Source organism: Paenibacillus sp. JJ-100, from assembly GCF_948329825.1.
GTDB lineage: Bacteria > Bacillota > Bacilli > Paenibacillales > Paenibacillaceae > Paenibacillus.
The window spans coordinates 1,014,207-1,027,208 of the sequence record NZ_CAOJCM010000002.1; the positions used below are offsets into that span (position 1 = coordinate 1,014,207).

Here is a 13,002-nt window from a genome sequence, read left to right on the forward strand (position 1 = left end):
GGGCTGGCGTTTGGTTGTTTGCTACAGAAACAAAGGTGAGAAGGCAATCCAGGCCAAAATGAGTGTCAACATCACGCAGACATTCTCCACGATGGCTCCGTGCTTGGTTCCTGTACTCATCAGGTTCGCCCGAATACGAAGCTTCAGTGGCGGTAACGGACGAATGCCTCGATTCGTCAACGAATCAGCAAGCAGATGAATGGCATAGGCAGAACCTCCTGCTACCCAGATTTCTGGACTCTGCTGCTGTGTTGTAGTGTACAACAGACCTGTCCAGACCGCTGTGCCATACAAGGTATGCGTTAATCCCCTGTGAGTTAGTGTAGTGCTTAACATAAGCAAGCTGCCAGCAATCAGATTCCAAGGGGCAAAAGCATGTCCATAGAAAACAAGACCCAGTCCAATCGCAAACATCAGCACTTTACGTAATGATCGCGAAGGCAGGAACGATACAAGCCCGATCAATATGGCGAGCAGCAGATTCCACGGTTTTGCCTGAACATAGAAATACACAAATACAGCCGCAGGTAAAAGAACTGTCTGCAGCAGTCGAATCAAACTACTTGGCAGAGCTTTGGACACGAGCAGTGAATTAGGCTCATCAATATCAGGCAGCAACGAGCCAATGAGTGCCACGGTTACAGCTGGAGCGGTAACCTGCATTCCCATGAGTTGCAATGCTGAAAGTGAAACGCCTGTACCGATAATCAGGTGGGATCTTCCCATCATGTTGCATAAACGTCCTTTCGAAAAAATAGGGAAGTAACCGACCCCACTCCAATCTTACAACGAACGAAAAACAAGAACAATAGTTCGCATTTCTCATTTCCGAAAATTTTTTTTAGTTTCGTGACAGCCATCACACTTCTTTTTATATGAATGATCTATCGTATTTAGTGAATTAAATCACATTATATATGAGGTAGTCATTGTATAATTCAAATATAAGCCATTAAAAATGTTGGTAAATGCACAGGTTTACCCAAGGAGGCACTCACATGAACGGAAACAAAGAAAAACTAGTTATCATAGGTAATGGTATGGCTGGAATAAGCACCGTGGAGCAAATTTTAAAATTATCTTCACGTTTTGATATTACGGTTTTTGGTACAGAACCTTACCCTAACTACAATCGGATTATGTTGTCCTATGTCCTGGAAGGCAGCAAAACACTCGATGACATCGTCTTGAACGATCTTCACTGGTATGAGGAATATGGCATTACACTGCACACTGGAACAACCGTTGTCCGCATTGACGCAGAGAACCGTGAGGTTGTAACCGAGGACGGACAACGTGCTCCATACGACAAAATCATTATTGCAACGGGTTCAAGTTCGTTTATCCTGCCTGTACCTGGTCATGACAAGCAAGGCGTCGTCGGGTTCCGTGATATCGCGGATTGCAATATCATGCTGGAAGCAGCAAAAGCATACAAAAAAGCAGCTGTTATTGGGGGCGGACTGCTGGGTCTGGAAGCAGCCAAAGGACTAGTGCAACTCGGCATGGACGTTACGGTTGTACATCTGATGGATGATCTGATGGAACGCCAGCTCGATCCGCAGGCTTCTGCAATGTTGAAAGCAGAACTGGAACGTCAAGGAATTAAGTTCAAAATGGGAGCACAAACTGCCGAGTTGCTTGGCGGAGAACGGGTTGAAGGCATTCGTTTCACCGACGATTCTGTACTGGATGTAGATTTTGTAGTTATGGCCGTTGGAATTAAGCCAAATACAGCTGTTGCCCGCGAGAGTGGGATTGAAGTTAACCGAGGCATTATCGTAGATGACTATATGCAGACTTCTCTGAAAGACGTTTACTCTGTAGGTGAATGTACAGAACATCGTGGCGTCTGTTATGGACTCGTAGCTCCACTCTTTGAGCAAGGTATGGTTCTTGCAAAACATATCTGCGGCGTCGAAACTGCCCCATATGAAGGCTCTGTTGTTTCAACCAAATTAAAAATTTCGGGTGTAGACGTCTTCTCTACCGGAGAATTCATTGACAGCCCAGAGCATACCGTCATTTCGCAAAAAGACGACTGGAAACGTACCTACAAAAAAATTCTGCTCCGTGACAATAAAATGGTAGGTGCTGTACTCTTCGGTGACATTAATGATTCTGCCGAATTGCAGAAACTGATCAAGAACCAGACCGAAATGACAGAAGAATTGTACAGTTCTCTCATGGGCACAGGTTGCGGTGGTCATAAAAAAGCGACGTCTGTTGAAACCATGCCGGAAGATGAAATTGTCTGTGGCTGTAATGGTGTGACCAAAGGTGCAATCGTGGATGTCATTACGAATCAGGGGATGACTACGGTCGATGAGATCAAAGCCTGTACGGGTGCAACCCGCTCTTGCGGAGGATGTAAACCCGTCGTGGAACAAATTTTGCAGTATGTACTCGGAGATAACTTCACGGAGGGCGGCAAACAGGGAATCTGTAGCTGTACTACGCTTGGACGGGATGAAATTGTAGCTGAAATTCGGGAAAAAGGGTTGCAAACGAGCAAAGAAGTGATGAACGTACTGGGATGGAGTCAGCCTGAGGGTTGCTCGAAATGTCGCCCGGCCATCAACTACTATCTGGGCATGATCTATCCAGATACTCATGAGGATGAAAAAGAATCCCGTTTCGTCAACGAACGCATGAACGCAAACATTCAAAAAGACGGAACATACACCGTTGTACCTCGGATGTACGGCGGGGTCACAACACCAGCCGATCTGAAGCGGATCGCTGATGTTTCGGTCAAATACGATATCAAAGCCGTGAAAGTGACAGGCGGTCAACGTCTTGATCTCATCGGTGTCAAAAAAGAAGATTTAACTAAAGTGTGGGCTGAACTGGATATGCCTTCAGGTTACGCTTACGCAAAATCGCTTCGTACCGTCAAAACATGTGTTGGTTCCCAATTCTGCCGCTTCGGCACACAGGATTCGATGGCCATGGGAGCGAGAATCGAACGTAAATTTGAACGACTGGATCTGCCCGCTAAATTCAAATATGCCGTGAATGGCTGCCCTCGGAACTGTGCAGAAGCTTGCACAAAGGATATCGGTATCGTTGGTAATGATGGCGGCTGGGAGATTTTTATAGGTGGTAACGGTGGTATCAAAGCAAGACTTGCTGACTCGCTCTGCAAAGTAAAAACGGATGATGAATTGATTGAATTATGCGGAGCCATCATGCAATATTACCGTGAGACAGGTAATTATCTCGAACGTACATCCGAATGGGTGGAACGCATGGGGCTAGAGCATATCCGTTCGGTTGTTGTCGATAACCTTGAGGAACGTAAAGCGCTGATGGAACGAATCGAGTTTGCCCTTCAACATGTGGAAGAGCCTTGGCAAAAAGCGATTCGTGATGAGGAAGGTCAAAGTAAAATGTTCCATAGTATTGAAGTCACAGCTCGCCCGTAAGCAAAATAACACGACAATAAATCAAAGTAGAGAAAAAGAATGGATATAAAGGAGTGGTTTACGATGACGACCAAACAAACAGGCACGTATTTCCCGGCTGGGGCTATAGATGAATTTCTGCCACGTATTGGCAGAGTTGTAGAAATTGAAGATCTTCAGCTCGCCGTATTCCGTGCTTCGGACGGCACCATCTTTGCTGCTGACAACCACAATCCCCACCCTAAGGGCGGTCCGCTGGCTGAAGGCATTGTCTCTGGACACTATCTCTATGATCCGCTATACGACTGGAAAATCGATCTGACAACTGGGCAGGTGCAAGCACCAGATAACGGTCAGGTGAAGATGTATCCGGTCAAGGTGGAGAACGACCAGGTCTGGATTGCTATTTAACTTTTGCATCATATAACATTCGGGATTTAGATTGATGTTGATTAATGGGGGAAATCGAGATGTATACACCAAGTGTTGAAGGAATTATTGAAGCTGCCGTTAAAAAAAGGGACCAGATGAACGCAAGTTTACCACGCTATATGGTTTCTGCCTTAATGGCAGGCGCGTATATAGGTCTGGGAATTATCTTGATCTTTAGTATCGGAGCTCCGTTACTCGCCGCGAATTCACCTCTGCAAATGATGCTGATGGGCATGTCCTTCGGACTCGCCCTGACGCTGGTCATCTTTGCCGGAGCAGAACTGTTCACGGGAAATAACATGTTTTTTACAATGAGTACACTCGCTGGACGAACTACGGTGAATGATACATTGAAGAACTGGGGACTCGTGTTTCTAGGTAATCTGATCGGTGCTATCCTGCTCAGTCTCCTCATTGTGGGCAGCGGCATCTTCAAAACCGCCACCCCGGATCATCTGTTGTTCGTTGTTTCTGCTAAAAAAATGAGTGCGCCGGTAACCGAGCTCTTCTTCCGCGGCATTCTATGTAACTGGCTCGTATGTTTGGCAATCTGGATGTCTTCCCGCTCCAAAGAGGATATCGCTAAGCTCGTTCTCATCTGGTGGTGCCTGTATGCCTTCATCGCTAGTGGGTATGAGCACAGTGTAGCCAATATGACTCTGCTGTCTCTGGCATGGCTGTTGCCTAACCACCCGGATACCATCTCTATGGCTGGCTGGTTCCACAATATGATTCCGGTCACACTTGGTAACATCATCGGCGGTGCTCTATTTGTCGGTATGGCTTACTGGTTCACTTCACCAGTACGCAAAAAAGCGTGATGTCTTAACTCCCGCTTCCGCATTCATTTTGCTAATTTACAAAGTTATAGATCCGATCTGTTTTCTGACAGCTACGGAATGCTGAACCTGATTCAGCAATTCCGTGGCTTTTTGATTTTCCCTTTACCAATTTACATACAGTGCATATCTCTTTAATCTCTGGTTAACATAACAGAAGTATAGTCGGAGTATCGACCACCTAAACATGCAAAGGATGATCTCATCTATGGGAATTCATACGTACTTCCGATCGCTGAACGATCTTGAACGTATCATTCGAACCCCTGGCAAATTCAAGTTCGAGGAACACTGTGTATCTGCCCACTCCTGGAAAGTCGTGCAATACGCCAAAACACTTGCCGACATTGAGGAACAACAAGGCGTGAGCATTGATTGGAAGAAATTGTACGAGATTACCAGTAGCCATGATTATGGCGAAATATTTATTGGTGACATTAAAACCCCGGTCAAACATTACTCACTAGAACTTCGCTCCATGTTGCAGCAGGTCGAGGAAGGCATGATATCTCATTTTATCAATGAGAACATTCCTCCTGAATTTCAGGACATTTTCCGCAGACAACTTCGTGAAGGCAAAGACAACTCGGTGGAAGGACTCATACTGGAAGTTGCGGACAAGATGGATCAAGTGTATGAAGCATTTGCAGAACTGCAGCGTGGCAATACGGAAAAAGAATTCATCGTCATGTACCGCTACGCATTGATCAAGATCAAAAACATCGACCTCCACTGTGTCCGTTATTTCCTGAACCACATCTTGCCTGACATTATCGAAGAAGGCATTCGATCCCCGTTTGATATCCGCAAAATTACTGAAGAAGCATTACAGCAATAACTGAGCTCAGCCCATTCGGATTGTCTTGATCCATGGACAGAGCTTTTTTATTTCTGCTGCTGACGATACTCGCTCGGATACAGACCGGTTTTGTTTTTGAAAATTCTGCTGAAATAATGAGAATCAGCGTACCCTACAGCCCCGCCAATCGTCTTGATATCTATGTGCTCATATGCCACAAGCAGGCGCTTGGCCTCATTGATGCGGAGACCTGTCAAGTATTTCAAAGGAGTCTCCCCTGTTACCTTTTTAAAACATTTACCCAAGTAGTCCACACTGAAATGCATCTGGGCCGCCATGTCCTGCAGCGTAATTTCATGCATATAATTTTGTTTGAGATACAGCTTGACGGCTTCCGCAATATCTTCCGCTTTCACCTGATCATCCAGCACGGCACTCACATGAGACAGGGAATCCGCCGCACTTCCCAGCTTCAATTCCATCGTATCCAGCAGGGTACGAAGCTGTTCTTCCGCCAGCGGTTTGAGCAGGTAGTCTTCCACTTTATAGTGAATGGCCTGACGTGCATATTCGAACTCATGATACCCGCTAAGAATGACAATTTTAACGTGCGGGTAGGCAAAATATAAATATTTAGCCAGTTCAAGCCCGTTCATCACCGGCATCTGAATATCCGTAATGACCAGATCAGGCACCTTTTGCTCGATTAGCTGCAGCGCTTCCTGACCGTTTTTCGCCTCCCCAATGACTTCAAACCGCGGACTCAGCTCTGTGAACTTACGGGAGATGTTACGACGAATTAACGCCTCATCTTCAACGATAAGTGTTCTGTATTTTCTCTGCATTTTCATATGTTCCCCCCTGCTCCTTCCGAATGGAACCTCCGATACAAATGCTTACACCACCGGTTGCTTTGTTTTCGATACACATCCTAGCTGCCGGACCATACCATAACTTCAAGCGAGCCCATATATTTTTGAGTCCCATCCCGTTAATCTCCAGTTCAGGCATGCGATCCACATTCTGATGTCTGCTGATATAGAGTTCAATGTGTTCATGCGCTTGGGGCTCTATCCCCGGGCCGTTATCTTCAACATGAATCTGCCATGTCTCCTGTGTGATATCCAGTTCACCCGTGATATGCAGCTTCCAAGGGAGGGTATCACCGAGGCCGTATTTCATTGCGTTTTCAAGTAATGGCTGAATGATCAGCATTGGAATTTGAATATCCGTCATCTCATCAGGGATCGAGAAATCATAGTGCAGATCGTCCTCAAAGCGAATTTTCATACATTTGAGATAGCGTTCACAATATTCAAGTTCCTGAGATAATGAAACACCGTTTTGGCTCGGTGCAGAAATATAACGAAGCATGGATGCAATATGACCACAGAACGCAACAATCTGCTTGTTCATGCCCTCCTCCGCCATAATGCTTATATTTGTAATGTTGTTGTATAGAAAGTGCGGATTCATCTGTGATTGGAGTGCCAGCAGTCTCGCATCGGTTTCCCGGGATTTAACGGCCATTTGGTCGTGAAAAGACTGCACAAGCTGCTGATTCAGCCGGATGAACGTATTATTCAGCTCATCCAACTCGCGGATCGAGCCAGGGTGCTCCAGCTTGAACAACAGCTGACCCGATTCCTGACCTGACATCAGGTCATTTTCGCCTGTCTTCTGGATAATGCGCTGGAGTCGATGAAGCGGCAGGGTGACCCTTTTCGAAATCAGATACGAAAGCATCAAAATAACAATCAAGGTAGCTAGCGCAGCGCCTGAAAAGATTAGTGCCATCCGGTTCAGATTAGCAAAAAGAGACTGTTTAGACTGCATGACAACTACAGTCCAGCCGGTTTCCTGCGATGTCATATACGTCATCATCTGCTTTGAATCCGTAGAAGAATATGTAACCTCCTGCATCGTTTCAGGGGGTGAGGTACGATGCTGAATCAGCTTCATCTCTTCTGCATAACCAGCTGGAGCCGCATCAGCAGCAGGTGATGCTGCGGGAAGCGGGTATAACAATGCATCCCGCTCATCCAGCACATAGATTCGAAGTTCCTTATTACTCGCTTGCAGCTCATTCAAATGCTGGAATAAATCATCCGCACGCTGCAAAATTTCAACTACACCCTGGCTGACATAATTGCCATCCTTGTATACTCGAGTAAGTGAGATGTACGGCTCATCCCTTTTGCCCTCTCCCGTAGGCATCGGCAACGCTTCGCCCTGCAGCAGGCGAATAACACGCCAGCCGCTCCGCTCCCACGTTTCTTTATACCAGGGACGCTGCTTCAAATCTACCGGCAGCTGTCCGTTAAACACCCCGGCCCCCAGCATTTTTCCATTCACATCGTAGATGTTAGCCTGCTTGGCTGTATTCGAGCTGCTAATGATCGCCAAAATGACGTCAATCAGTGTAGTTGTATCCTTATACAGCGCAGGGTCACTTAACATCGTCTGTTCAGCCCCCTCCGCAGGTGCTAGATAATGGCTGAAATGCTCCTTGACCAGATTGGAATAAACGATGTTCATGGAGAAATTATTCATTTTCACAACTTCCTGATCCAGATGTCCAACGATAGATAGACCCAGTTGTTTCTGCTGCTCTTCACTCCGCTGGCGAGTATCACTCGCGAGAAAAACATATAACAGCCCTGCCACAATAAGAGAAAAAATAATAAATACAGCTGAATAATAAGCAAACAAACTCTGCTGCAGTGTTCTGAACCGATAGCGCATTCCATCCCCCTCATCATCTTCATCATTATTTGCGTTTCTACAATGGCTTCGAAAATGTCCACCCATATGAACGCTTTTGTCTATTGAGCCCATATGGTATTCCAAGTAAAGTTATCCACATAAGAATACGCTTACATAAAGCGTTTACGCAAGTCATAATATGATCGAATTTTAGGGAGGTTTCAACATGGGAAAACGATTTCTTTTTTCGCTGACAAGTGTGCTGCTTCTCTCCACCCTGCTCATTTCCGGCTGCAGCTCAGAGAAAAGTGCAGAAGGAAATGGCAAGGTCACACTGACTTTTGGCACGAGCCAATCCGGTATTCCTCGAACGGGTATTATGCAAACGATGGCGAAGCAATACGAGCAGGAAACTGGCGTCAAAATTGATTTTCAGGTGGTGCCTGACGCGCAGTGGCGTGATCTGATCAAGGTAAAGCTGTCATCTGGTGAAGCTCCGGATATTTTCAATGTGGATGTTGATCCGCTGAGCATGCCAGCCAATGTCAGACCAGAGGAAAATGCCATTGATCTGACCAATGAGGAGTTTACAGGACGGATGTCGAAAGAGATTCTTCCTACTGTAAGCCATAACGACAAGGTATACGGGGTTTCTTTTGCCCCTACGAAAATCTGGTATGTGTACTATAACAAACGCATCTTTGCTGATCTGGGTATTGAGCCGCCTACCACCTATGCCGAATTCAAAGCGATCAGCCAGAAAATCAAAGATAAAGACATCATTCCATTCTATCAAGCTCCGGCGAGCGGCTGGTACCAGGTGCTGCCATTGTTCGAAACGGGGCCGAATTACGAGCAACAGACCGCAGGAACCTACGAGAAACTCAATAATAATGAGATGAAGGTCGCAGATCTGACCCAACTGAAGACGGTGATTGAACAATTAAAGGAGTTTGCAGATCTCGGGTATTTCGGCAAAGACTTTTTATCCAATACGGTAGAAGCAGGCATTGAAGCTTTTGGTCAGGAGAAAGCAGCGATGCTGCTGCGGGTGCCAGGCACGGAAAAGGAAGTAGCGGAAGCTTATCCGGCGATGAAGGACAATATGGGATTTTTCGTCATGCCATGGGGAGACAATCAGACGATCGGCGTCAATCCTGGCGGTTCAGCTGCCATGTTTGGTAATAAAAACAGTAAACATCCTGAAGAAGTGTTGAAATTTTTCCGCTGGATTACCGAGCATGATCATCTGCAGCAGGTATTTGACGGAGGAGAAGGAAATCTGACGATTTGCTGGCCAGAGATCGAACCGAAACTGACACAGGACTATATTGATTATGAGAAAAAACATGAGAAAGGCACAGTCATGCAGGCTGCTGTGAAATATATTGATCCACAGTGGATGGACATTGGCAAAGACTTGTCAGGCATGTTTGCCGGAGCGATGACCCCGGAGCAAATCCTGCAAAATATTGATAAACGACGTGCCGAGCAAGCCAAGGTATTGAAGGACGAAAAATGGCAGTAACAAGCAACAGATACTTTATATCAGGCGGGCGCTGCCCGCTTGTTCATTTGCACAGGAAGGACTGGTGTTACGGGTTATGAATGCGAACAAAATCTATCCCTGGTATTTTTCATCCGGCGCGATTCTATTATATCTGCTGTTCATCGTCGCTCCTGCCCTGCTCGGCATTTATTATTCCTTTACCGATTGGAACAGCTATAGTTCAGAGAAAAATTTTATCGGTCTGGAGCATTTCCGCACCATTCTCACAGGTGATCCAACCTATCTGCTATTTATTAAAAATACAGTGCTGTTTACGCTGGTTACATCCATCGCCAAAACCGTTCTAGGTTTGTTCCTTGCCCTGCTGCTGGTTAGCGGTGTCAAAGCCGCCAATTGGCATCGAATGATCATCTTTTCACCTCAAGTATTATCTTTTCTGATTGTAGGTCTGGTGTTCAAAAGCCTGCTTGATCCAAACAACGGGTTCGTTAATGTTACCCTGCGTTCCATCGGCCTCGATGTACTTGCCCAGAACTGGCTAGGCTCGCTCACTTGGGCCATGCCATCCATCATGGCTGTGGATACCTGGAAAGGTATGGGGTATATTATGGTGCTGTTTATCGCGGGACTGCTCGCTATTCCAAGGGATTATTATGAAGCTGCATCAATAGATGGTGCGGGCTTTATGCAAAAGCTGTTTCGTATTACCATCCCGATGCTGATGCCCACCATCACCATTGCCACAGTACTCAATATTACGTATGGTCTGCGTGTCTTTGATGCGGTATATGTACTGACCAACGGTGGTCCAGGCAATGCAACAGATGTGATTAACACAGCCGTTTATTCCTCTTTTGCCAAAGGGTACTGGGGACTCGGGAGCGCCCTGTCCACCATTCTCTTTGTCATCATGGCGATGATCTCATTTTTTATCATTCGTTTGATGAACCGAAAGGTGGAATACTGAAATGCAATGGCGAAAAAGACTTGCCTCTCTGTCATTAAATATACTCGCCTGGCTATTAAGTCTGGTTGTACTGATTCCATTTGCCGTCATCCTGTTAAATTCATTCAAATCAGACGCGGAAGCCAAGGTACTCAAGCTTACCCTTCCCGAGAAATTTGTGTTTGAAAATTATAAAATCGTCTACGAGCAGGGACACTTGGGTGGCTCCTTTTTCAACAGTCTGCTGCACTCTGGTGCCTCATCTCTACTGCTGGTATTTGTCGTGGCATTCTCTGCGTTCACCTTATCACGCAATCATTCCAGGCTCAGCAAGTTCCTATACTTCTTTCTGATCCTGGGCATTACGCTGCCGCTGAATTACATTCCGCTCATGGAAGTGATGAAATCATTAGGTATGATCAACTCCCACTTAGGTATGATTCTGCTCTATACCGCGATGGGAATTCCAATCTCCCTGTTCATCACCTATGCATTTGTCGGCAACATTCCGAAAGAATTGGACGAAGCGGCAATCATGGATGGATGCAGCGGAATCAAGTTATTCCTTCGAATTATCGTACCTTTGTTAACCTCGGTGCTAGTGACTGTATTTGTTTTGAATTTTCTGAGTGTCTGGAATGAGTTCACTGCGCCGCTCTATATGCTGAATACGGTGGAGATGTGGCCTATGACTCTGGCTGTTTATAACTTCTTCGGACAATTCAGTGCCAAATGGAATCTCGTCAGTGCCGATATCGTGCTCACCTCGCTGCCCGTGTTGATCGTATTCCTCATCGGGCAGAAGTACATTGTCGGAGGTCTGACCTCCGGTGCAGTGAAGGGTTAGGTTGGATTGAAGCCGTTTAACACAAGATAATACTATCCCTGCATTTTTTTGAAAAAAGAGCCCTCGACTGAACGACATGTGCACCGTTAGATATTCAGAACGGATTAACATGCATCAGACGAGGGCTGTCTTGATTACGAGAACGATAAAATCATATTAATCATGAGCGAGTCCGCCTACATCGGGAGGTGAGGCGATTTCGTTGCTCTGCTCCAGTGACTTGATCATTTTCAGACGTGACGTGACAAGTGCAATCAGAATGACGAACAGACCTGCAATGATAAACAACAAAGCGATGCCTCTACCTGGTCCGATTCCGATAATCTGACCTACGGAAGATGCCAGTGCTCCCCCCTCCACCAGAAGTGGATTAAACACATCGTCTGCCAAAAATCCAGCTAAACTGTAAGCGATAATGAAGCCAAGTTGAGACAAAATACCGATGATGCCCCACACTCTCCCCTGCTTTTCATTCGCTATATTGTTGCGCACCAATACATCTGCGCTCATATTCACAAACGGAAGTGAGGAGAGGAACAGAAATCCTGCAAAGATGATAAAGTAAATATTCGTCGAAACACCCAGCAGCGAGAATGCCAGACCACACATAACTAGCCCTGCAACCAGAACACTGGCATATTTCTTGGTCATTGTAAAAATACCGATGCACAAGCTGCTGATCAACATGCCGATGGCACTAACGGATTGAAACGTACCCAGTGTCTTCGCATCTGTAAACGACAGCAGCATCGGACCAATAAGTGTCTCCAGAAAACCGAGATAGAAGGTCACCAGAGAGATAATAATGACAAGCAGCAACACGCCCTTGTTGGTAACTACCTCTGTCCAACCTTCCTTAATGTCGGTCATCCAGTTATGATCGTCTTTGTCTTCACGCTCCACCTTCATGCTTTTGCGAATGACCAGCACGGCCAGAATGGCAATCAGGAACGTTGCAATATTAATCATCATAATGACTTCAATCGTCGTCACACTAAGCAGAATACCTGCAATAATTGGCGAAAATAAAAACTTGGAGGATTCTGCGAGTTGCACAAGTCCGCTGCCTTTGGAGAACTGATCCTTATCCAGCAGGTCTGTCGCTGACGCTTTGTATGCTGGGCTTTGCAACGCTGAGAATACCGAACTGAACGCCACGCCTACATAAATATGCCACAACTGAATATCCCCCGTCAGCATAATAGACAGGATAAAAACCAAACCAGCTGCCGAGCCAAGGTCACCAATAATCATCATCGTACGGCGGTCAAAACGGTCAGCCAGCACACCTCCGATCGGGCGGAGCAAAATGTTGGGTAGAAACGTAAATAACGTAATCAGCGCCACACTGGTTGCCGTATTAGTTTTTTCGAAGGCATATACTCCCAGGGAGAACGCGGTCAGTCCGATACCAATCATCGAGATGAGTTGCCCGAACCAGACGATAAGAAATTTACGGAATGACTTGTTTACCCTGTTTTCTATAAAATGTTGCTCCATCCTCTACCCTCTTTCC

The 13,002-nt window shown here is 46.0% G+C and carries 11 protein-coding genes; 7 read left to right on the top strand and 4 right to left on the bottom strand.

Going from position 1 to position 13,002, the window contains the following annotated elements:
* Positions 1-21: 21 nt before the first annotated feature.
* A complete protein-coding gene (locus tag PQG66_RS11190) occupies positions 22-729 on the bottom strand; it encodes a metal-dependent hydrolase (protein ID WP_272037743.1) in 708 nt (235 codons plus the stop codon).
* A 269-nt stretch (positions 730-998) separates the two neighbouring features.
* Here PQG66_RS11190 and nirB point away from each other — a divergent pair, with 269 nt between their 5' ends.
* From nirB to PQG66_RS11210, 4 genes are all read left to right on the top strand, one after another.
* On the top strand, positions 999-3,428 hold the full coding sequence (nirB, locus tag PQG66_RS11195) for a nitrite reductase large subunit NirB (protein ID WP_272037744.1): 2,430 nt from the start codon (positions 999-1,001) through the stop codon (positions 3,426-3,428).
* Positions 3,429-3,491: 63 nt separating this feature from the next.
* A complete protein-coding gene (gene nirD / locus PQG66_RS11200; RefSeq protein ID WP_272037745.1) occupies positions 3,492-3,818 on the top strand; it encodes a nitrite reductase small subunit NirD in 327 nt (108 codons plus the stop codon).
* A gap of 59 nt (positions 3,819-3,877) precedes the next feature.
* The gene (locus PQG66_RS11205) at positions 3,878-4,660 is read left to right on the top strand and encodes a formate/nitrite transporter family protein (RefSeq protein ID WP_272037746.1); all 783 of its coding nucleotides are present in this window, start codon (positions 3,878-3,880) and stop codon (positions 4,658-4,660) included.
* Between the two features lie 226 nt (positions 4,661-4,886).
* Positions 4,887-5,516 carry a YfbR-like 5'-deoxynucleotidase gene (locus PQG66_RS11210; protein ID WP_272037747.1) on the top strand — a complete coding sequence of 210 codons (630 nt, stop codon included), beginning with the start codon at positions 4,887-4,889 and terminating at the stop codon, positions 5,514-5,516.
* Positions 5,517-5,563: 47 nt separating this feature from the next.
* Here PQG66_RS11210 and PQG66_RS11215 read toward each other — a convergent pair whose 3' ends face one another.
* Both PQG66_RS11215 and PQG66_RS11220 read right to left on the bottom strand, forming a co-directional pair.
* Positions 5,564-6,328, bottom strand: coding sequence for a response regulator transcription factor (locus PQG66_RS11215; protein WP_272037748.1), 765 nt, complete (start codon positions 6,326-6,328; stop codon positions 5,564-5,566).
* On the bottom strand, positions 6,291-8,222 hold the full coding sequence (locus PQG66_RS11220) for a cache domain-containing sensor histidine kinase (RefSeq protein WP_272037749.1): 1,932 nt from the start codon (positions 8,220-8,222) through the stop codon (positions 6,291-6,293). The genes PQG66_RS11215 and PQG66_RS11220 overlap by 38 nt, the downstream gene beginning before the upstream one ends.
* 187 nt (positions 8,223-8,409) lie before the next feature.
* Here PQG66_RS11220 and PQG66_RS11225 point away from each other — a divergent pair, with 187 nt between their 5' ends.
* From PQG66_RS11225 to PQG66_RS11235, 3 genes are all read left to right on the top strand, one after another.
* Positions 8,410-9,711 carry an ABC transporter substrate-binding protein gene (locus tag PQG66_RS11225; protein ID WP_272037750.1) on the top strand — a complete coding sequence of 434 codons (1,302 nt, stop codon included), beginning with the start codon at positions 8,410-8,412 and terminating at the stop codon, positions 9,709-9,711.
* Between the two features lie 76 nt (positions 9,712-9,787).
* On the top strand, positions 9,788-10,660 hold the full coding sequence (locus PQG66_RS11230) for a carbohydrate ABC transporter permease (protein WP_184182189.1): 873 nt from the start codon (positions 9,788-9,790) through the stop codon (positions 10,658-10,660).
* A gap of 1 nt (position 10,661) precedes the next feature.
* Positions 10,662-11,486 (top strand): carbohydrate ABC transporter permease, encoded by an 825-nt coding sequence (locus tag PQG66_RS11235; RefSeq protein WP_272037751.1) that lies wholly within the window; start codon positions 10,662-10,664, stop codon positions 11,484-11,486.
* Positions 11,487-11,642: 156 nt separating this feature from the next.
* On the opposite strand, the gene PQG66_RS11240 is transcribed toward PQG66_RS11235, so the two are convergent.
* A complete protein-coding gene (locus tag PQG66_RS11240; RefSeq protein ID WP_272037752.1) occupies positions 11,643-12,986 on the bottom strand; it encodes an MFS transporter in 1,344 nt (447 codons plus the stop codon).
* Between the last annotated feature and the right edge of the window lie 16 nt (positions 12,987-13,002).